Source organism: Rossellomorea aquimaris (assembly GCF_001877785.1).
GTDB lineage: Bacteria > Bacillota > Bacilli > Bacillales > Bacillaceae_B > Rossellomorea > Rossellomorea aquimaris_A.
Window position 1 is genome coordinate 992,111 of the sequence record NZ_MINN01000074.1, and the last position, 20,411, is coordinate 1,012,521.

The 20,411-nt window shown below is 44.5% G+C and carries 20 protein-coding genes; 11 read left to right on the forward strand and 9 right to left on the reverse strand.

Translation table 11 applies throughout. The annotated features are described in order from the left end of the window. Positions 1 to 11: 11 nt before the first annotated feature. From BHE18_RS08810 to BHE18_RS08820, 3 genes are all read right to left on the reverse strand, one after another. Entirely contained in the window at positions 12 to 854 is an 843-nt protein-coding gene (locus BHE18_RS08810; protein ID WP_071618183.1) for a sugar ABC transporter permease, read from the reverse strand. Positions 855 to 856: 2 nt separating this feature from the next. Then, entirely contained in the window at positions 857 to 2,143 is a 1,287-nt protein-coding gene (locus BHE18_RS08815; protein ID WP_071618184.1) for a carbohydrate ABC transporter permease, read from the reverse strand. 152 nt (positions 2,144 to 2,295) lie between these two features. Continuing rightward, the gene (locus tag BHE18_RS08820; protein WP_071618185.1) at positions 2,296 to 3,576 is read right to left on the reverse strand and encodes an extracellular solute-binding protein; all 1,281 of its coding nucleotides are present in this window, start codon (positions 3,574 to 3,576) and stop codon (positions 2,296 to 2,298) included. Positions 3,577 to 3,865: 289 nt separating this feature from the next. Between BHE18_RS08820 and BHE18_RS08825 the strand changes: the two genes are divergently transcribed. The 4 genes from BHE18_RS08825 to BHE18_RS08840 all read left to right on the forward strand — a co-directional run bounded on the left by BHE18_RS08825 (position 3,866) and on the right by BHE18_RS08840 (position 9,416). Then, positions 3,866 to 5,626, forward strand: a complete 1,761-nt coding sequence (locus tag BHE18_RS08825) for an alpha-glycosidase (RefSeq protein WP_071618186.1) — start codon at positions 3,866 to 3,868, stop codon at positions 5,624 to 5,626. Between the two features lie 92 nt (positions 5,627 to 5,718). Beyond that, on the forward strand, positions 5,719 to 7,098 hold the full coding sequence (locus tag BHE18_RS08830; RefSeq protein ID WP_071618187.1) for an MATE family efflux transporter: 1,380 nt from the start codon (positions 5,719 to 5,721) through the stop codon (positions 7,096 to 7,098). Positions 7,099 to 7,632: 534 nt separating this feature from the next. After that, the gene (locus BHE18_RS08835; RefSeq protein WP_032089200.1) at positions 7,633 to 7,974 is read left to right on the forward strand and encodes a P-II family nitrogen regulator; all 342 of its coding nucleotides are present in this window, start codon (positions 7,633 to 7,635) and stop codon (positions 7,972 to 7,974) included. A 59-nt stretch (positions 7,975 to 8,033) separates the two neighbouring features. Next, positions 8,034 to 9,416, forward strand: coding sequence for an ammonium transporter (locus BHE18_RS08840; RefSeq protein ID WP_071618188.1), 1,383 nt, complete (start codon positions 8,034 to 8,036; stop codon positions 9,414 to 9,416). Between the two features lie 67 nt (positions 9,417 to 9,483). Here BHE18_RS08840 and asnB read toward each other — a convergent pair whose 3' ends face one another. Further along, positions 9,484 to 11,340, reverse strand: coding sequence for an asparagine synthase (glutamine-hydrolyzing) (asnB, locus tag BHE18_RS08845; RefSeq protein WP_071618293.1), 1,857 nt, complete (start codon positions 11,338 to 11,340; stop codon positions 9,484 to 9,486). Positions 11,341 to 11,488: 148 nt separating this feature from the next. On the opposite strand from asnB, the gene BHE18_RS08850 reads away from it, so the two are divergent. Next, positions 11,489 to 12,052: a DUF2777 family protein gene (locus BHE18_RS08850; RefSeq protein WP_071618189.1), complete on the forward strand. Its 564-nt coding sequence runs from the start codon at positions 11,489 to 11,491 to the stop codon at positions 12,050 to 12,052. 53 nt (positions 12,053 to 12,105) lie between these two features. Here BHE18_RS08850 and BHE18_RS08855 read toward each other — a convergent pair whose 3' ends face one another. From BHE18_RS08855 to BHE18_RS08870, 4 genes are all read right to left on the reverse strand, one after another. Further along, positions 12,106 to 14,994, reverse strand: a complete 2,889-nt coding sequence (locus tag BHE18_RS08855) for a bifunctional diguanylate cyclase/phosphodiesterase (protein ID WP_235860266.1) — start codon at positions 14,992 to 14,994, stop codon at positions 12,106 to 12,108. A 231-nt stretch (positions 14,995 to 15,225) separates the two neighbouring features. Further along, positions 15,226 to 15,585 (reverse strand): YisL family protein, encoded by a 360-nt coding sequence (locus BHE18_RS08860; RefSeq protein ID WP_071618191.1) that lies wholly within the window; start codon positions 15,583 to 15,585, stop codon positions 15,226 to 15,228. 78 nt (positions 15,586 to 15,663) lie between these two features. Beyond that, positions 15,664 to 16,557 carry a fumarylacetoacetate hydrolase family protein gene (locus tag BHE18_RS08865; protein WP_071618192.1) on the reverse strand — a complete coding sequence of 298 codons (894 nt, stop codon included), beginning with the start codon at positions 16,555 to 16,557 and terminating at the stop codon, positions 15,664 to 15,666. Positions 16,558 to 16,597: 40 nt separating this feature from the next. After that, positions 16,598 to 17,782, reverse strand: coding sequence for a DUF418 domain-containing protein (locus BHE18_RS08870; RefSeq protein ID WP_071618193.1), 1,185 nt, complete (start codon positions 17,780 to 17,782; stop codon positions 16,598 to 16,600). 130 nt (positions 17,783 to 17,912) lie between these two features. Between BHE18_RS08870 and BHE18_RS08875 the strand changes: the two genes are divergently transcribed. The 6 genes from BHE18_RS08875 to BHE18_RS08900 all read left to right on the forward strand — a co-directional run bounded on the left by BHE18_RS08875 (position 17,913) and on the right by BHE18_RS08900 (position 19,960). Beyond that, on the forward strand, positions 17,913 to 18,134 hold the full coding sequence (locus tag BHE18_RS08875; protein WP_071618194.1) for a spore germination protein: 222 nt from the start codon (positions 17,913 to 17,915) through the stop codon (positions 18,132 to 18,134). A gap of 11 nt (positions 18,135 to 18,145) precedes the next feature. After that, complete coding sequence (locus BHE18_RS08880) at positions 18,146 to 18,388, forward strand: spore germination protein GerPB (RefSeq protein ID WP_071618195.1); 243 nt, start codon at positions 18,146 to 18,148, stop codon at positions 18,386 to 18,388. 27 nt (positions 18,389 to 18,415) lie between these two features. Beyond that, positions 18,416 to 19,039: a spore germination protein GerPC gene (gerPC, locus tag BHE18_RS08885; protein WP_071618196.1), complete on the forward strand. Its 624-nt coding sequence runs from the start codon at positions 18,416 to 18,418 to the stop codon at positions 19,037 to 19,039. Further along, entirely contained in the window at positions 19,020 to 19,199 is a 180-nt protein-coding gene (locus BHE18_RS08890) for a hypothetical protein (protein WP_032089210.1), read from the forward strand. Before gerPC ends, BHE18_RS08890 begins: the two co-directional genes overlap by 20 nt. A 7-nt stretch (positions 19,200 to 19,206) precedes the next feature. Next, positions 19,207 to 19,662: a spore germination protein GerPE gene (locus BHE18_RS08895; RefSeq protein WP_071618197.1), complete on the forward strand. Its 456-nt coding sequence runs from the start codon at positions 19,207 to 19,209 to the stop codon at positions 19,660 to 19,662. A 79-nt stretch (positions 19,663 to 19,741) separates the two neighbouring features. Further along, positions 19,742 to 19,960, forward strand: a complete 219-nt coding sequence (locus BHE18_RS08900) for a spore germination protein (RefSeq protein WP_032089211.1) — start codon at positions 19,742 to 19,744, stop codon at positions 19,958 to 19,960. 65 nt (positions 19,961 to 20,025) lie between these two features. On the opposite strand, the gene BHE18_RS08905 is transcribed toward BHE18_RS08900, so the two are convergent. After that, a complete protein-coding gene (locus BHE18_RS08905; RefSeq protein WP_071618198.1) occupies positions 20,026 to 20,334 on the reverse strand; it encodes a hypothetical protein in 309 nt (102 codons plus the stop codon). Positions 20,335 to 20,411: the final 77 nt, after the last annotated feature.

Consider the following 20,411-nt stretch of genomic DNA (forward strand, 5'->3'; position numbering starts at 1 on the left):
CGCCTTTAAGATTATCCCTTTGTACCCCCTGCCGTCAATCCTGAAACGAAGTATTTCTGGAAGAAAAGGAATAATAATGCGATTGGGACTGCAATCAACACTGAACCTGCCGCAAACGTCGTAAATTCAGCACCGAATTGCTTCGCGACCATGTCATATAAAGCAACAGGGAGCGTGTACATTTTCTCTGAACGGAGCAGGATGCTCGCGATGATAAAGTCCGCAAACGGTGCAATGAAAGAAAACAGTGCGACGACCACGATGATAGGCTTGGCCAGCGGCATGACAATCTGAAAGAAAATCCTGAAGTGCCCCGCACCATCCATTTTTGCCGACTCATCCAGCTCTTTCGGTATGGTATCCAGATAACCTTTCATCAGCCATGTATTAATCGGGATCTGCCCTCCGACATACACCAGGATCAAGCCGATATGCGTATCCAGGAGATCCGTCAGTAATGCAAGGACGAAAATGGCGATCAATGCTGCGAAGTTAGGAATCATTTGCAGGATCATGAATGTCATCAGCCCATTCTTCCGTCCGGCAAAACGATAACGGGAGAAGGAATATGCAGTCAGACTTACAAGCATAACCGTGAGAGCCATTGTCGATAAACTTACTTTCAGAGAATTCCAGTACCAGATCAGGTAATTGCTCTGTTCGAGATCGAATAATTCCTTGTAATGCGCAAGCGTCGCATTTTTCGGGATGATCGACGACCCGGAAAGACTCTGCCCGGGATTAAAGGATGAACCGATGATCCAGGCCACAGGGTAAAGGATGATCGCAAACATAATGCCTATGGCGAGATAAGAAAGTGTCAAACGTATGAGTTTCTGTTTTTTCATATTCATCTTTACATCATATCCTCTTCTTGGAATGATTTCGTGCGTTTAAACTGCCAGATCGCTGCAGTGATGACGATGATGGAAAGCAGCAATGTAATGGCGGCTGCCTTCGAATATTGAGCCGACGTCATCGTCAGTCTGTATATCCATGAAATCAAGATATCCGTCCCTCCGGCATTTTGTCCCGTCAACGCCGGTCCGCCGCCGTTGAACAAGTAGATCACGTTAAAGTTATTAAAGTTGAATGTATATTGGGTGATGATGATCGGTGCCGTTGCAAATAAGACCAGCGGCAGCGTGATATTCTTGAATTTCTGCATGGCGGACGCCCCATCCACGGTCGCCGCTTCATATAATTCATCCGGAATCGATTGAAGCACCCCTGTGGTCATCGCAAAGATGAATGGGAAACCAAGCCATGTCTGAATGAAAATCAGGGCGAGTCTTGTATACATCGGCTCTGTCATCCAGGGCAGGTCCCCTATCCCCAGAAACGCGAGGATGTCCCTGTTGATGGTACCGAACGATTCATTGAACATTCCTGCAAAAACAAGGATGGAAACGAACGCAGGAATCGCCCAAGGTAAAATGAAAACCGTGCGGATGATCGCTTTTCCTTTTAAATCCTTCTGGTTCACTAGGATGGCAAGGAAAATACCGAGCGCCACCTGCAATGTCGTTGCCCCGAATGTCCAGACAAGCGTCCAGGCCAGAACAGTAAAGAATGTTTCCCGCCATATATCAATCTTGAAGATATCCACAAAGTTCTGGATCCCTACCCAATCTACAAGCTTTGCCGGCGGTGAATGATATAGATCATAGTTGGTGAACGCCAGCAGCACCACGAAGATAATCGGGAAGATGACCACAAATACAAGAAGCAGGAATCCAGGGGACATGATCAGATAAGGAAAACCATTATCTATCAGGTTTCTGTACTGTTCCATGATCGTACTGAGCTGTTCGCCCCTGTCACGCTTCTCGCCATTTACATATGCATCGCGCAAATTAAATAGATAAAAGCCGATGCCGAATAACAATACAATGATTGCAAGAATACCGTATACCATTAAAAAGATAGAGTGATCTCCGTACGATACGTCTGTTCCGAGGGTAGTGATCCCCCACAGGCCGTAACCAATCAAATCCCTGAAGACCAGGATAAATGCGGCTGTCATGATCAGGAAAAATCCGCCTTTTGCATATTGCTTATGATACAACTGACCGAGTCCCGGGATGATGGACAGGGCCAGCGCTGTTTTTCTATGTTTAGATTGATAGGATTGTTGCTCCATCCTATAGTCCCCCTTCTATCTTCAAGATCAATACTTAAGCTTCAAGAGCTTTAGGAAGCAGAAACTATTTTCTTCCTCCTAAAGCCCTTGAATGGGCCATTAAAAGGATAGCAGTACCCTCTCCTTTTTGAGAAGGTACCGCTATGATCTCATTAATTTGAATGATTCGTTTCGATGTTTTGTTCAATTTGCTTGACTGCGGCATCAAGAGCTTCTTTAGGCCCTTGTTTGCCGGTTACGAGCGTTTGAAGCGATTTTGCCATCGGATCCCATACTTCACCCATTTCAGGGATATTCGGCATTGGAACCGCATATTGAGACTGTTCGGCAACTGCTTTTGCACCTTCATTTTCTGCAATCGCAGGATCATCGATCAATCCTTGGTTCGTTGGTACTTCTTGAGTTTGTTCGAAACGAAGCTTCGCGTACTCATCCTGAGTGATGAACTCGATGAACTTTTGAGCCCATTCTTTGTTTTCAGAATAGCCTGATACATGCCAGCCTTTAACACCCATGAATGTTTTCATCGGCTCTCCGTTTGGAAGTTTAGGCATAGCAGATACACCGATATCGATTCCCGCATCTTTATAAGATTGGAAAGACCAAGGTCCGTTCATGACTGATGCCACTTTTCCTTCATTGAATAGTCCGTCCATTGCAGAACCGCCGTTTTCACCGACGATCCCTTTAGGGAATAGCCCTTCAGAGTACCATTTCTGGATAAATTCAGCACCCTTGACAGCGCCTTCATTATTTAAACCAAGGTCTTTCGGATCTAATGCTCCATCTTTCTCAGCGAAGACATATCCGCCGAATCCGCCGATTGGCGCATGGGCAAAGTAATAGTTATCCCAAAGTGCCAAGAAACCGTAGTTTCCTTCTTTCGTGAAATCTTTTGAGAATGAATATACTTCATCCATAGTTTTCGGTGCTTCCTTCATCAACTCTTTGTTGTAAATGAATACCGGCGTTTCAGAAGACTTCGGCAGACCATATAGTTTTCCATCATAGCTCTCGGCTGTCATTGAAGATTCAGTAAAACGGTCTTTGATTTCACCTTCAACTTCTAAAGGTGCGATGTGACCTGCAATTGCAAGTTCACCGATCTGGTCATGCGGCAGAGTCAGTACGTCAGGACCAGTACCTGCCGGACCATCGAGGCGTAATTGTTCTTTCAACTTAGTAGCCATTTCTACTTCTTTCACTTCAAGCTCGATGCCTGTTTCTTCTGTGAACTTGGCACCAACTTCATCAAGCCATCCGGATTTCTTTTCATCTTCCCAGATGACAAGCTTTTCAGGCTTGTTTGCATCATCGGCTTTTTTCTCGCTGTCTTTATTACCTGAAGATTGTTCTTCACGGTTAGGACCACAAGCAGCCAACGCCCCCATTACAAGCATAACTACCATCAATAATGATAATGCTTTCTTCATTTTGACCCCTCCTAAGTATAGGTGAATAATGAAAATCCCACGATTGTACAACCGTTTGCACACATACGTATAAAAAGTGACATAAGTTACCGCTTACACGTATTTGTGAAAGCGATTGCACAACCTATTTCCTATTATACAAATTAAATATCATTTAGCAATAGTTTTTTACATTTTTTTAAGTTTAATAGAGCTATTAAAAAACGCTTTCATGGTAGTGGTCCGTTTTATTGACAACTCCCCCATTGTAGACTACTCTTTAAATAAAAATGACAGAAGGGGGATATATATGATTCTGGAAGCGATTTATCATCGGCCAAAAGATAACTATGCATACGCTTGCACTGAAAAGGAAATCCATATCAGGATTCGAACCAAGAAAAATGATATTAAACATGCCGTTCTCCTCCATGGGGACCCGTATCAATGGGAAGATGGAGAATGGGTTTATGATAAGAAAGACATGACGCTGACAGGGAGCGACCAACTATTCGATTACTGGTACGCTTCCGTGACCCCTCCCTTCAGACGGCTCCGTTACGGCTTCATATTGAATGACGGAAATGAAGAAATCTTTTATGGTGAAAAAGGGTTTTCACAAGATTCCTCAATGGATATCGGGGATTACTTCTGCTTCCCTTTTTTAAATCCAATTGATGTGTTCGATGCTCCTTCTTGGGTGAAAGATACGGTATGGTATCAAATATTCCCGGAACGCTTCGCCAACGGGAACAGGGATAATGATCCGGAAGGAACCCTTGAATGGGGGAGCACAGAGCCGTCCAGGACAAATTTCTTCGGCGGCGATCTTGAAGGTGTCACGGAAAATATTCCTTATCTTAAGGAACTGGGGATATCCGGAATATACTTCACACCGATTTTCAAAGCATTTTCAAATCACAAATATGATACAATTGACTATTTTGAAATTGATCCCCAATTTGGAACGAAGGAAACCTTGAAAGAACTGATTTCCAAATGTCATGAAAACGGAATGAAGGTCATGCTGGATGCTGTGTTCAATCACAGTGGATTTTACTTCCCTAAATTCCAGGACGTCCTTGAAAATGGCGAAGATTCCCCATATAGTGATTGGTTTCATATCAACGAATTCCCATTGGATACGAAAATAACTCCCCCGAACTATGATACATTTGCATTTGAAGCTTCCATGCCCAAATTGAATACAGAAAATGAAGATGTACGGGCATATTTATTGGAAGTCGGACGCTACTGGGTGAAGGAATTCGATATCGACGGCTGGCGCCTTGATGTCGCAAACGAAGTAGACCACCAGTTCTGGAGGGACTTCCGCAAAGAAGTAAAGGCCATAAAACCCGATTTATATATCCTGGGGGAAATATGGCACGATTCCATGCCATGGCTTCGAGGGGATCAGTTTGACGCCGTTATGAATTATCCGTTCACAACCAATATGATCAACCTGTTCGCTAAACAATCGATAACGCCTTCGGGGTTCATTGAGAATCTGACCGGCGTTATCCACATGTACCCCAAGACTGTCACTGAAGTGAATTTCAATCTTGTGGGAAGTCATGACACGCCAAGGATCCTGACAGAATGCGATGAAGATCTCCGCAAGCTGAAACAAATCTTCACCTTTATGCTTTCATTCCCCGGGACACCATGTATATACTACGGTGATGAAATCGGCATGACAGGGGAGCAGGACCCCGGCTGCAGAAAATGTTTCCCTTGGGATAATGGCGCTCATAACGAAGAACTATTTCATCATGTTAAGAAACATATCGCACTCAGACGCAGCCACCCTTTACTTGCTAACGAAGGAAATCTCTCCTTCCTGCCTCCCGAACTGAATGATGGCTGTATCGCTTTCACCAAATCCAACGGAAAAGATACACTCTTCATCCTTTTGAATTGCAAGGATGAACCGACCTCGTACTCCCTTCCTTTTGATTTGAAAGGAAAAAAGATATCGAATCTATGGACAGGCGAAGAATTTGCTGCAGAAGCAGAAACGATTGAAGTTGAACTTAAAGAATATGGATTCGCCATCCTTCAGCTTTAATAATCATTCCTTGCATACAACGGGACTGACTCATTTGACTGAGTCGGTCCTCTTCTCTCTTCACCGAACTTTCATAACAAGGAGTAATGTTCATGAATAACACACAGAAAAAGATGACCTTGTTCGCCCTCACTTGGCCGATCTTCATTGAAATCTTCCTTCACATGCTCATGGGAAATGCCGATACATTGATGCTCAGTCAATACTCTGATGATTCAGTGGCTGCAGTAGGGGTATCCAACCAGATTCTCTCCCTCATCATTGTGATGTTCGGTTTTGTCGCCACGGGTACTGCGATTCTCGTGGCGCAGCACTTAGGTGCAAAAGATGAAACATCTGCAAGGGAAATTTCTATTGTATCCCTCGCAGTGAATCTGATTTTCGGCCTGATATTAAGCATCACTCTCGTTTTCTTCACAGAACCCATTCTTGCTTCCATGGACCTGCCGCGATCCTTGATGAACGAGGCTTCCTCTTATTTGAAGATCGTCGGAGGCTTCGCTTTCATACAAGCATTGATCATGACTGCAGGAGCCGTCATGAGGAGCTACGGGTTCACGAAGGATGCTATGTATATCACGATTGGAATGAATATAATCAACGTCATCGGTAATTACCTGTTCATTTTCGGTCCTTTCGGAATTCCTGTATTGGGGGTCGAGGGCGTGGCCATTTCGACTATCACTTCAAGGATGATCGGACTTATCGTTTGTATTGCCGTGATCATGAAGAGGATCCCTGGCGTTCTGCAAATTAAAAGGCTGTTCAAGCTTCCGATTGCGCATGTGAAGAACCTTCTTCGAATCGGGATCCCTTCTGCCGGCGAGCATTTATCCTATAACGGTTCACAAATGGTCATTACCTACTTCATCGCCAGTATAGGCACCCATGCACTGACAACGAAAGTTTACGCACAGAACCTTATGATGTTTATCTTTTTATTCAGTGTGGCGATCAGTCAGGGGACCCAAATCCTGATCGGACACCTGATGGGTGCAGGCGAATATGAAAATGCATACGAAAGATGCCTGAAAAGCTTAAAGATCGCCATTATCATTTCACTGGCAATGGCAGGGCTTTTCTCGATCTTCGCAGATCCGCTGTTAAGGATTTTCACCGATAATGAACAAATCATTTCGCTCGGTAAAATACTAATCTATTTAACCATCATCCTCGAACCAGGCAGAAGCTTCAATCTGGTCGTCATCAACTCTCTGAGGGCAGCCGGGGATGTCCGCTTCCCTGTCTATATGGGCATTCTGTCCATGTGGGGCGTCAGCGTCACATTATCTTATGTTCTTGGAATCTGGTTCGGCCTCGGGCTTATCGGCATTTGGATGTCATTTATAGCAGATGAATGGCTGCGAGGCTTGATCATGCTAAAACGCTGGCATTCTAAAGTCTGGATAAAGAAAGGTTTTGTGACCGGGAAGAAAGATATCAACGAAAACAAAATTGTACATGGATCGTGACGAGACTGAGAGAAATTTTTTTCATCCTAAGAAAAACCCGAATTAATTTGCTTCAAGATGGCAAATTAATTCGGGTTTTTAGTTTTAAAGGATAAGTAGGTGTTTGCACTTTCCAGCGGTTGGTTGGAGAGCAAGACGAAGATTTCTATCATAAAAGCGGAAGGGCTTTGAAGAGAAGACGAATTGGCCACGGAGGCTTTTTTTGCCTTCTTGTTCGGCTTGTTATGACATGTGCCTCTAAGCACTGGAGCTGGACAGTTCTTTCCCCAATATACAGGGAGGCTCACGGGCTGCCCGCGGAAAGCAAAGGCTTGCACGAAAATCAACAGCGGCATATTTACAACTAATACTGTTCAATTCTCCATTCTTAATAGTTTTCCTTTCAAAACTTTAATTGATGTAAGGTTTTTTAACATTAAAGCGTTTCCAAAGAAAATTAGTACTTGATATTTTGTTATTTTCTGAATATGATAAATAACATAACTAATTAATGTTATAAAATCTAACATCGAATTTGACAAGGGAGGAAATTCCATGAAGAAAGTGGAAGCGATCATCAGGGCAGAAGCATTCATTTCATTGCGCGAAGCATTGAGTCTGCGGGGATTCAGTGGACTGACCGTTTCAGAGGCAGCAGGATGCGGCAAGCAAAAAGGGAAGCAAGGGATTTTCCGCGGAAATAAGTTTGAAATTAACCTGGTTCCGCGTGTAAAGGTTGAAATGGTCGTAGACGATGACCAGGTCGAAGGAATCATCGATCTGATCGTGGAACAATGCAGTACCGAAACCGTCGGGGACGGCAAGATCTTTATTTACCCTGTTGAAGAGGTGGTAAGGATCCGTACTGGAGAACGCGGGAAACAAGCTGTTTTATAACTTTCGTTTTCAAATTGAGCAAATCTATTAATCATTCATTATTAATCGGAGGGATCACATTGATTAAAAAAATTTCTGTATTGCTTCTTCTATCACTGGGAATAAGCACTTCCGCCTTTGCCGCTTCCCCGACAGCCGAGACCGTTCAAGCATCTTTGGATTCCATATGGGTCATGATTGCAGCGTTTCTTGTTTTCTTCATGCATGCGGGATTCGCAATGGTTGAAACCGGGTTTACCCGCGCAAAAAATGCACTGAATATTTTAATGAAGAATTTCCTGACGGTTTCGATTGCCGCCGTTCTATATTTCCTCATTGGATTTGGTTTGATGTTCGGCTCAAGCGCAGGCGGATTTGTCGGAATGGATGGTTTTTTCCTCTCAGGCCGTGAAGATATCGGTTTCTTCTTGTTTCAATCCGTATTTGCCGCCACTTGCGCCACAATCATTTCCGGAGCAGTTGCCGAACGCATGAAATTGAAGAGCTACCTTATTCTGACCATAGTCATGACCGGCTTGATTTATCCTATTGTCGGACACTGGGTCTGGGGCGGAGGATGGATTTCGGAGTTGGGGTTCGTCGATTTTGCCGGATCCACTGTCGTTCATTTGACAGGTGCTGTCGGAGCACTGATCACAGTATTGTTCCTTGGAGCCCGCATAGGCAAATATTCAAAAGGAAAAGCGAATGCCATCCCCGGGCACAATATCCCGCTTGGAGCACTTGGCGTTTTCATCCTATGGTTCGGCTGGTTCGGATTTAACGGCGGCAGCAGCCTGGCAGCAGACCCGGAACTTGTCCCTCACGTCATCACCACTACATTATTCTCTGCATCAGCAGCCATCCTTTCATCGGCCCTTTATACGTTGGCCAGGTTTAAAAGAGTGGATCCTTCGCTGACTCTGAACGGAGCCTTGGGCGGTTTAGTCGGGATCACCGCGGGGTGCGCGAACGTCTCATTGACAGGATCACTTATCATCGGTCTTATTGCCGGCATCATTCTTGTAGAAGCTGTCACCATTCTTGATTCGAAATTCAATATTGATGACCCGGTGGGAGCGATTGCGGTCCACGGCATCTGCGGAATTTGGGGAACAGCAGCAGTCGGATTATTCGATATCCAGAATGGATTATTCTACGGCGGCGGCGCCTCCCTGCTTGCGGTACAAATAATTGGAGTGGGGGCTGTCATCTTGTGGACTTCCATCACTGTTGGAGGCTTCCTGTTCATCGTAACCAGAGTTTCCGGCATCCGCGTCTCCAGGGAAGAAGAGTTATCAGGTCTTGACTTCACAGAGCATGGATCGAATGCTTATGAACTCAAAGATACCGTGCTCGAGTCGAATTCAAACCCTTCCCCGTTCGGAAGCGAGCTTGTTGACCGCTTGAATTCGATCGGCGCTGGAAATATAAATAAAATGGATCAACGCAATACGGTTTGATCATTCCATAGAAAAGCCCCGTCCGTTTTTTTGCGGACGGGGCTTTTCTATGGATGCAGCTCTCACTCTACTCCACTATCTGTATATTATAATCATTAAACCACACATGGATCTGCCCAAGGTGTGCCAGTAACTGCGGCCCGCTCATCAACTGGCCGTACCAAGGGACCTTAAAAGCAGAACCGCCGGTTTTCACGATTTCTTTCAGCTTTTGCTCGTTGAAAAGTTCATACAGGATACTCGATCTGTCTGCCAGAATTTCTTCCAGCCAGCCGCTCACCAAATTTGTATAGACTGGATGATGCGTTTTTGGATAAGGGCTTTTTTTCCGATAAAGCACTTCATCCGGCAAAATCCCTTCCAGCGCCTTCCTCAGGATACCTTTTTCCCTGTTCTCATGCATCTTCATTTCCCACGGGATATTCCATACGTACTCTACCAATCTATGATCTGCGAATGGGACCCTGACTTCCAGGCTCGCCCCCATGCTCATCCGGTCTTTCCGATCGAGCAGAGTCGTCATGAACCAGATCAAATTCAAGTAGAATAATTGTCTTCTTTTCGTTTCAATTTCATTTTCCCCGTCAAGCAAAGGCGTTTCCGCGACCGTGTTATCATACTGTGCAAGAACATATTCCTGAAGGTTCAATTTCTTCTTCCAGTCATCCTTCAACAGCCCCTGCCTTTCAGCGACCGAGCGCATCCATGGGAATCCCCTTCTGTTAAAATCGTCCTCGCGGTGGAACCATGGATACCCTCCGAATATTTCATCCGCACACTCACCCGAGAGCCCGACTGTAAACTCGTTTTTAATCTCTTTGCAGAACCATAAAAGCGAAGAATCCACATCCGCCATTCCCGGAAGATCCTTTACATGTACGGCTTCGATCAGGTAATCTTTCAGTTCCTGCTGACTGATCACGCACCGGTGGTGGATCGTATTGAATTCTGAAGACATTTTTTCAATCCACGGCGCATCCGAATTCGGCTGAAAGTCACTCTTCGTAAAATACTGATCATTTTCTTCGTAATCGATCGAATAAGTATGAAGCCGCCCCTTCCCTTCATCGCGGTAGGTATTGGCAGCTATTGCAGTAATGGCACTCGAGTCCACTCCACCTGACAAGAATGAACACAGTGGAACGTCAGATACAAGCTGGCGTTTTATTGCATCCGACAGCAAGAACCGCACATTGGAAACCGTATCTTTAAACGAGTCCTCGTGCTTCTCACTCTTCACATTCCAGTATCTCCAGATTTTCAGTCCGCCTTTCGAGAAAGTCATGGCATGTGCAGGACGAAGCTCCTTGACTCCTTTAAAGACCCCTTCACCCGGAGTGCGGGACGGCCCCAGGCCAAGCACTTCCGAGAGGCCCCCGTGTGTAACTTCCGGTTTGACATCCGGATGGGCCAGCAATGCTTTGATTTCCGAGCCGAATAAGAATCCGCCGTCTTTTTCAAAATAAAATAAAGGTTTTACACCCATACGGTCCCTGCCGATGAAGACATGTTCCTTTTGACTGTCCCAGATGGAAAAGGCAAAAATCCCGTTTAAATGATTGACACATTCTTCACGCCATTCAATATAGGAAGTCAACAAGACTTCTGTATCTGAATGGCCGTTGAATGCATACCCTTTTCCCTTTAACACTGCGCGCAGATCTTCTGTATTATATAACTCGCCATTATAGCAGATCGTATACACATGACCCTGATGAGTAATGCTCATCGGCTGCCTTCCGCCTTCGGGATCCACCACGATCAGGCGTTTATGACCAAATGCTGCATGTGGACTGACCCAGGTATTCGTTTCATCCGGGCCCCTCTTCGACAGTTTTTCTGCCATTTCACCGACAATATTTTCCTGGTTTGAAAGATTTCGTTTATAATGAATCCAACCTGTAATACCGCACATGATGATCATCCTCACTTTCTGGTCAAACAAACTGGGCTCTCTGACACATAGATTATCTTATGCATTTCGGGATAAATGGTTAATTGCCTCACTCAATCTTCACATGAATGAAATATGATAATTATGATAAGAAATGTAGTTAAGGAGGGATATTCATTTGAGTAATATATATCGTTCAAACATCCTAAAATCCCAAAAGAGAGCATTTTCAGAAGGAACCGTCCTGGTTGATGAAGATACTTGGCTTTTCTTTGAAATAGATGCAGAAGAAGAATCAGAGCTTGAATTTTATATTAATCATGAAATAAGGCTTTTAAGGGAGGATACCTGGATTACAGGCGTACTTTTAGAAAACGGAATCGTCGCAACTCCATATGAGCGCATAAGGATGCTTGACGGAGACAGGATCCAGATAAAGAAGAACATCCTCTTTTCTTTGGAAAATCTGATCGGGGATATTTCTGATGATGCTTTTCTTCAATTCATCACTACCTTAAACAATTTAAATTATTCACTTTATGATTGTATATTCTGTCACAATCACCTTGTGTTCCTGGGCGGCCAGAAAATGAAGCAGGGCGTGAATTTCATTAACTTTGACAATGGTGATGAAGTATGTGCAGTCCAGCATCATTTTACCTATTTTAAAAAGAAGCGGGACCGCTTTGAATTCACACTCAGCACTGGAAAACGAATCGTAATCGAAAACTTCAATTTATGATGCAAAGGCAAAAAAATCGTGTTCACCGGCAAACGCCGGCAAACACGATTTTTTTATTTTGTCCAAGCCAGCTCCCCCTGCACGGCAACCAAATCCCGCTTCATTAGAAATTCGTCCATCTTGCATGGGGGCATCGGTTTTTCAATCAAGAAACCTTGAGCATAATCGCATCCCAATTGTTTGAGCAGTTTAAGCTGCCGGGCGGTTTCCACCCCTTCCGCAACCACTTTCAAATTCAGCCCCCTCCCCATCATCGAAACGGACTGGACGATTGCCACATCAGGTGAGTGATCACTCATATTGCGCACGAATGATCTGTCAATTTTCAGCATATCGATCGGTAAGTGTTTCAGGTAGCTCAACGATGAATAGCCGGTGCCGAAATCGTCGATTGCAAGTTTAACCCCCAGCTTCGAGAGTTCCTTCATGACTTCAACTGAATAAGACGCATCATGAAGCATGATGGTTTCTGTAAGTTCAAGGCAAAGGTACTCTGGAGGCAGTCCGGAGATTTTCAATGCTTCCTTTACGTCACTCAGGAAAGCAGGATGCTGGAATTGAATGGCCGACACATTCACGGATACGTAGAATTCACCAAGTCTTTTGTCCAACCATGTTTTCAGCTGTTCACAAGCACCCGTCAATACCCACTTACCAAGTTCCTGTATCAGCCCTGCCTCTTCTGCAAGCGGGATGAATTCGGCTGGAGAGATATGCCCTAAATCTTCATGCTCCCACCGGAGAAGCGCTTCACATCCAATCAATGATTCATTCGGAACGTCAATGATCGGCTGATAAGCGATATACAAATCATTTTTTGCGATGGCCTTTCTGAGCTGTGCTTCCATTTCCACTTTTCTCAGTGTCTCTTCATTCATATCCCTTGAAAAGTATACCGTATTATTCCCGCCGCGTGATTTTGCATGATTCAGCGCTGCATCCGCATTCCGCAGTACTTCTGATGACTTTTCTCCGTCTCTCGGATATATTCCGACACCGATGCTGACGGTCATGTAGAAATCTTTCCCGTTGTAGGAAAACGGCTCTTTGATTGCTTTTAAAATTGCATCCGTCAAAGAAGAAATGCTTTCCTCATTCACATTTTTTGATAAAAGCACAGTGAATTTATCCCCGCTGAAACGTCCGAGGTACGCGCCCTTTGGAAGGGTATCCCCCAGTCGTCCGGCAAGCTCTCTAATGACAAGGTCTCCTGCCCTGTGCCCCAATGTATCATTGATGATCTTAAATCTGTCGATATCCATGAACAGCACGGCCAGCTCCCTTTTTTTCTTTTTCGCCCGCTGAATGTGTTCATCGATGATTTCACGGAACTTCTGTTTGTTCGGCAGATCAGTATCCCCGTCGTAATATGCCAGCTGGGTAATCTTCTTTTCCGACTGCCTTTGCTGGGTGACGTCTTTTCCTATTCCGAATATCCCGACACATTGACCGTTTACCGTGATCGGGATATTTTTTATCTGAAAATGATTGATTCTGCCATCCCTGGTTGATATAGGGAGATCATAATACTGTTCCCTGCCGTCCATTGCGCGATAGAAATGTCTCCTTACCCTCTGACGATCTCCATGCATTATATAATTCAGTGCATTCTTGCCGATCAGTTCCCTTTCACTGTAACCGAACGTTTTTATAAATGAAGGGTTAAGCGAGGTGAACCGCCCCTTCAAATCGGTGCTGTAAACGAAATCTGTATTATTATCAAAAAGAGAACGATAATATTCTTCCGATAACTCTATATTTTGTGTAAGTTCCCTGATGTCACTTGATGCGGTATTGATCAAGTTCGTCAATGTCATCATCGCATTGGCCTCTGGGGCAAGACGAAACTCCGGCCGGAAGTCCAGAAGCGGTTCCCTTACTTCCTCAGAGATACCAAAATAGGTCATCGAGTGTGCTATCAGTTTAGGTTGATCGTTTGCATCATATCCGAACTCACCATAAGAAAAAAAGCCGTTGACCGCTGAAATTTCATTCAATTTGTCCAGTTCCTGCTGAGTGAAATCCCTGATATATCTTTTACGGGCAGTGCAGTTGAACACATAATGGGCCTCTACCGGTCTCCGCTTCAGCTTGTTCAACTGCCTGGAAGTGGACTCCAGCAGATCCTGGACATTCACAAATCCGAAGCTGACCCTGTCTCCTTCATCCAACTCCCTGCTGACCTCGATTGCGCCGTGAGGGAATATATTTATGACATATACAGCTGTTTTTTCATTTCCCTGCCGGAACAAAAAAGGAAATTCGATCGAAGAATCCGGAAGGTCCTTGACGAACGCTTTCCCCAAATACCTTTCTAGTACATGAAGTGGTTTTTTTTCATTTATTTTATAAATGACATTTCCTTGCGATTTCGTTATTTCAAAGGAAGGACCTACTTCCTGCCAATGTTCCAGCGCATACGTATGAACTTGAAGGTCGGAATGATTCAACGAAACGGCTGCCACACCATTTTCTGATATTTGGTCACCGGTGAATACGAAAGACGGCATATGTGAGGGATCATCCGCAGAGACTCCCCCGACGATTCTGAATTCACCATTCCGCGGGGAAATTCCCTGCAGGATTCCTGATATATCCATTTTAAGATGACTTACAAGAAGGATGACTGCTTTCGTATCAAAACGGATCAGTTCATCATACATACGTCCGCCATCCCTCAAACCTTGATTTCCTTCGTTTACAAGAAAAGAATTCAGTTCGGTTTTCCCAAATGCTGTGAATGTAAGTACAACGTCAGGCAGCATCCGCCCTTCGAATATTTGACCACTTGAACTGCAGCCGATCAGCGTTGCCCGGGGTAATGAAGAAGCCACTTCTATTTGAAGAGAAGTGATGAAGTCAATGGAGGAATGACCTGTGAAGGCTTGAACGAGGAGAGAAGGGAACAAATCCAAATCATTTTCCTTAATGAATTTCTTCAATGAGTTTTCGTCTTTATATATGCATTGAAAGGAAGCAATCATATTCCACACCCACTCTGAAAAGACATGATACTACAAAAATACCACAATTCGACAGTTTTGGATATTTATTTTTCGCATCTATGAAATACGCTTTTGATTTCCGTTGAAGACTACGCTTTCCGCTAGTCGGCGAATATTCCTTGATTACATAAAAAAAGCCTGCGTGAGCAGACTTTTTTCCTGAACCTATTAAATGCCGAGCGGCAGGCTGAATCCGAGGATGAAGACGATGATGAGGGAAATAACCAGCAGGATCCAGAACATCTTCGTGCTTTTCCCTTTGTTCATCCGTACAAGGATCATTTCAAACATTCCGATCACCCAGACACCGACCAGCGCCTTGATCCCGTATAAGGCAGGATTGATGCCCTGATGCTTCCAGAACAGCAAAGCACCTGTCAGAATGATGAGAAGATAGAACAGACGCAGAATCATGTGAACCACTTTCATGCCTTTCGCTTTGCCGGCATTATGGAGCCTTACCGCTACAAAGAAAAGGATGATCGCAATCACCCACGTCGTAATATGTGCATGTGTGTTATCAAACATAGTGAACCTCCCAATGCAAAAATATTAATGCTCATCATATATTACCACAAGCACTGCGGCAACAGAAAATGTAACCACTCACTGTAACCGATTTGTCAAAATTCCGATTCCGCCTACTTCGATTTCGACTGTGTCCCCCGCTTTCAGGAAACGCGGCGGTTTAAAACCTTTCCCAACCCCGGCAGGAGTCCCCGTTGCAATAATATCACCCGGCTCCAGTGTCATCCCTTTTGACAGGATGGAGATGATTTCAGGGATGGAGAATATCATGAGTTCCGTGCTTGAAGACTGACGCACCTCACCATTGACACTCGTCCGGATCTCCAGCTGATGCGGGTTATCGATTTCTTCTTTAGTCACGATATACGGACCGATCGGACAGCTTGAATCCAGGCTTTTACCTATGAAGAACTGGCCGTGATTCTTCTGGAGATCCCTTGCTGTAAGATCATTAGCGATTGTATAGCCAAAAATATGATCCATCGCTACATCAGGTGAGATCGCTCTTCCTTTTTTGCCGATCACGACTGCAAGCTCCCCTTCATAATCAAGCTCTTCCGTTACATCTTCATGGAGGGGTACGCTTTGTTTATGACCGGTCACGGTGTTTGTCGCTTTGGTGAAGATCATGATATGTTCCGGGATGTCTTGTTCACTTCCCATTTCAATGGCGTGTTCCCGATAGTTCTTGCCCACGCACATGATATTCCTTTTTACATGCGGTATCGGGGCCAGCCAGTTGATTTCATCCACGGAGTACCGGTATTCCGCGAAATTTTTTCCCGCTCGGCAGCGTTCTAAAAGCTCTTCCACTTTGGAAAGAGCCGCTTCGCCGGCTTCGATGAGCTTTTGTACGCTTGAAGGGAATTCCTTATCCAGGTCAGCAGCCAAACCTATGAGATCGATAACGACTTCTCCTTCCACAACACCGTACGTGGATCTTCCATTCACTTCAAAACTGGTAATCTTCATCCGTTTCCCATCCCCTTTTCTTCATTATTAAAATATGAATCTAACCTTCCGACTTTTTCACAGAACTTTTCCCATAGCTAAGGACTCTCCACAGCTTTTCTGCGGGGCCAAACCTGAATCTGGACAGCCAGATTTCCGAAAGAATCATCTGGATGATAAAGATTCCGACGGCTAAAAGGGTTCCGGTCGTCAATGTTACTTCCCCGTATAGACCCAAACCGTATGAATAGAAAATCAATGTCCCAATGATCGATTGTAAAAGATAATTGGAGAGTGACATCCTTCCGGCAGATGCAAGGGGCCTGGTCCATTTTTTCACATTTTCATTCTCTAATAATAAAGCCAGGATTATTGCATAAGATACTGATAAGAAAGGACCTCCCAAATAATCCTGTATGTAAGAATACGCAGTATTCGCTTCTATTAATATAGGAAGCAGCTTTAATCCGATACTGGCGGTAAGCAGGACGGAACCGAGCAGCAACCAGCTTCTTTTGTATTCAACAGCTTTCTCAAGCAGTTTCAATTTACCGGCACCTGCACCGATCATCATGACGGGCAGAATGGAAAGCGTCAGGAAAAGAAGGTTCCCTGGTGAGTTCACTGCATACCAATCACTGAAGCGCTGTATCATGATATCAGCGAAACTGCCTGAAGCATAGGCTGCTACTGAATCCTGGACTGCAGTGATATTCGTATAGTGGGCAACCCCTGCAGGATCCGAATATGTCATCAAAACTAAAAGAATACTAAAAAATAATTGAGGTATCAGAAGCAGTAAGCTTCCGAGCAACAAAAGGCTCTTTCCTGCCATTCTCATAAATAATAATAAAAGCAACCCGAAAACAGCATAGTTGATTAAAATGTCCCCCGACCAAATCAAGAAAGCGTGGACAGAACCAATGAACAGTAAAACTAGAAGTCTCCTTACTCCAAATGAATAAAAAGGCATTCCTTTTTGATTGGCCCGCTCCTGTTGAATGGAAAGCCCATAACCGAACAGCATGGCGAACAAAGGATAGAAGCTTGCCTGCACCAACACATCGATCCATGGGTACAGTACCGCATCATCCGGTGTCTTCCACCAGGAGTACGGATCCATGTAAAGAAACGGGGAATGAAATGAGATCATGTTGATGATGAAGATGCCCAAAAGTGAAATTCCCCTTATGACATCCAGGCTTACAATACGTTCTGATCGTTCAATCGGCGATAATGTGTTCATTCATTTTTCCTCCAGCAATTAGTACTCTTCCATTGTACATGAGAACGGCGATTTAGGCGATTATCACTCATTTTCATCTTCCCACATAGAATAACAATAATTATCCTAGTCTTAAAGGTGTGAGTGCCAAATGCCCGCAATCGTCGGAATAGCTCAAGTTGTCAGCGTCGGATCAAGCGGTGTTTTTCATATAGGGGATGTGTTTACAATCAATCCTATTTCAACTGCAAAAACCTTTGCCGGAGCTGGTTCCTTCATTACAGGCAGAGGGATTTCGGTGTATAACGAAAGTTCATTGACCTATACGGTGGATGATGAAGTCATGGACCAAGGCATTAACTTTAACCTATAAGGGTGATTCAAATGAATTACTACCTTCAGCAGACCATCCAGATTCGATTCATCAAAATAGGGGGAATGACGAATTCCTCCGTGCTTCAAATCGGTGCCTGCGGACAAATCAATTCAAGAAGCTACCTTTATAATACCGGCGGGTTTACCGAGCCCGCACCTGCAGCTAAAAAAAGTGGAGAAGAAGGAACAGCTCAAGCCGGGGGTCCTTCCGCCTCTCCTCTAGTCCCGCTGCAGTCCCCCGGAACAGTTTAGCCAGCGGCAAAAGAAAGAGGTGTAAACATGAAACAATATTATATGACGCCGGAACAGCTCTATCAATATATCGAACAATTGAATATGAAAGTTGTCGCGCTGGAACAAAAGGTCAATAAACTTACAGAAGAAATGACCGCTGTCAAAGACACTCCAAAAATAAACGTAGAAAAAATAGAATACAAATTCGATCAATTAAAAGTTGAATCATTGGACGGAACGCTGAATATCGGACTGAACCCCGGGGGGATGAGTGAAGAGATCGAGGACTTCGCCGTAGCGCCGAATGGGAAGAAAAAGGCGGTAAAGGATATAACACCATATAAGGATAAGATAACGGATGAAGTGACTTCATACATCAAAAACGATCTCCCCTCACTTATTTCCGATAATGAAGTGCAGCTGCAGCGGTCGATCGATGCCTCATATCTCAACATGATTCAACAGGATCTCATGAATCAAATGCCGCAGCGGATCGATTTCTATGTGAATAATATTCCTTTTATCGAAGGAAAGCACACGGATGAAGAGTGGACCGGGAAGATCATCTCCAAGATCAAGCAGGATATTCAGTCCGCCCTCTTTTCATTCATGTCACAAATGCCTGATAATATGGAAGGGATGAACAATCATGAACCTACAAGTGATTAACCGGGAATTATCAGTCGGTAACATCGATATTCAAGGGGTTGCCAGTGCCTCCCTCGTACTGATCGGGGATGCTGATATCATCCAGCTTGCATCAGCTTTCGATACTCCCCCTGAGTCATTATTGATCGGCCCATTTGTTCCACTCACCCCGAAAGGTTGACGGGTCTATGTTCAAAAGATATTCAATGGTGAATGAACTGAGAGGAGAGACACTTTCCTTCTCTTCCGTCTATCAGCTCGGTGATTCTCAGTCCATTTTTTCCACAACAAAAGCATTTGCCGTGCAGCGTGAAAGAGAGTTTTTCCTTGGCAGCGAGGGAAGGTTTGATGCAGAGGTATTTAATCAGCTCGTCGAACTTCCGCCGATAAATCCAAGGATCTCTGTGAGCAGATTGAATCTCTCGCCCATTAAAGTAAACTGCATGCACGTACTCGCAACCGCTTTTTCTTCAGTCGTTCACATTGGAAACACATGCAATGTCTACATGGACTCAAGGGTAAAGCATGTCCGGCAGCTGAAGGGCGATGCAGAATACAGTGAAGAAGAGGAAGCGATGATCGAAGAGGAAAAAGCTCAAGCGGCGGAAGAAGGCGAACCAGTTGAATTCATTGAGTACGACTAAGGGGAATGAAGATGAATGAACGCTCTCAACTTTATCACATAGATTAAAAGTGTAGACTACAAAAGAAGGATGTTTTATTATGCCTGCGATAATTGGTCCGGTTTCCATTCTGAGCGTCGGCGGCGGAAATGTTCAATTTGGGGATACTGCCATCATTTCACCGAAGTCTGCCTCAAAAACGTTTGGCGGTTCAGGCGGTTTCAATACAGGTCCATTCCAATTGAGCTATAATGTCTTCAGTATCACGAACACATTTGATTGCAATGTCGTAGATCAGCCGATAACTGGAAATAACTAAGGAGCAAAAAGTCTGTGTCAGGGCTTTTTGCTTTTTGTCTTATCCGTTAAATCTCCCGCAGTTTTTTACTGCCTCCTCCTATTCCTGCGCTCAATGCTTTTTTTCGTCCTGACCAATTTTGATGACGGCTGCTTGCGGATCCATTTGATGAATTTTCCGATCTTCTCATCCTGTCTCAATGCTACGATGGTATTCAATCTGGCTCCAAGTTCTTCATTGGTGTAGAGTGAGTGGATTTGTTTATGGCATGGAATGCATAATTTCGCAGTCGGCATGAACGCACCGCCGACTTCTTTCGGCGTCATGTGGTGCACGGTTACGGCAACCTGCTGTCGTGCACAAAGTTCACATGTACCCGTCGTTTTATTCTTCATATCATATCAATTCCCTGTCCAGTATTTGTTCCTATCGTTCCCTATTTAAGATCAAACAAGCCGCTCACAGGATGATT

Coding starts and splice junctions, on each gene's coding strand:
- BHE18_RS08810 (WP_071618183.1), bottom strand. CDS start 854: ATGAATATGAAAAAACAGAAACTCATACGTTTGACACTTTCTTATCTC.
- BHE18_RS08815 (WP_071618184.1), bottom strand. CDS start 2,143: ATGGAGCAACAATCCTATCAATCTAAACATAGAAAAACAGCGCTGGCC.
- BHE18_RS08820 (WP_071618185.1), bottom strand. CDS start 3,576: ATGAAGAAAGCATTATCATTATTGATGGTAGTTATGCTTGTAATGGGG.
- BHE18_RS08825 (WP_071618186.1), top strand. CDS start 3,866: ATGATTCTGGAAGCGATTTATCATCGGCCAAAAGATAACTATGCATAC.
- BHE18_RS08830 (WP_071618187.1), top strand. CDS start 5,719: ATGAATAACACACAGAAAAAGATGACCTTGTTCGCCCTCACTTGGCCG.
- BHE18_RS08835 (WP_032089200.1), top strand. CDS start 7,633: ATGAAGAAAGTGGAAGCGATCATCAGGGCAGAAGCATTCATTTCATTG.
- asnB (WP_071618293.1), bottom strand. CDS start 11,340: ATGATCATCATGTGCGGTATTACAGGTTGGATTCATTATAAACGAAAT.
- BHE18_RS08860 (WP_071618191.1), bottom strand. CDS start 15,585: ATGTTTGATAACACACATGCACATATTACGACGTGGGTGATTGCGATC.
- BHE18_RS08865 (WP_071618192.1), bottom strand. CDS start 16,557: ATGAAGATTACCAGTTTTGAAGTGAATGGAAGATCCACGTACGGTGTT.
- BHE18_RS08870 (WP_071618193.1), bottom strand. CDS start 17,782: ATGAACACATTATCGCCGATTGAACGATCAGAACGTATTGTAAGCCTG.
- BHE18_RS08875 (WP_071618194.1), top strand. CDS start 17,913: ATGCCCGCAATCGTCGGAATAGCTCAAGTTGTCAGCGTCGGATCAAGC.
- BHE18_RS08880 (WP_071618195.1), top strand. CDS start 18,146: ATGAATTACTACCTTCAGCAGACCATCCAGATTCGATTCATCAAAATA.
- gerPC (WP_071618196.1), top strand. CDS start 18,416: ATGAAACAATATTATATGACGCCGGAACAGCTCTATCAATATATCGAA.
- BHE18_RS08890 (WP_032089210.1), top strand. CDS start 19,020: ATGAACCTACAAGTGATTAACCGGGAATTATCAGTCGGTAACATCGAT.
- BHE18_RS08895 (WP_071618197.1), top strand. CDS start 19,207: ATGTTCAAAAGATATTCAATGGTGAATGAACTGAGAGGAGAGACACTT.
- BHE18_RS08900 (WP_032089211.1), top strand. CDS start 19,742: ATGCCTGCGATAATTGGTCCGGTTTCCATTCTGAGCGTCGGCGGCGGA.
- BHE18_RS08905 (WP_071618198.1), bottom strand. CDS start 20,334: ATGAAGAATAAAACGACGGGTACATGTGAACTTTGTGCACGACAGCAG.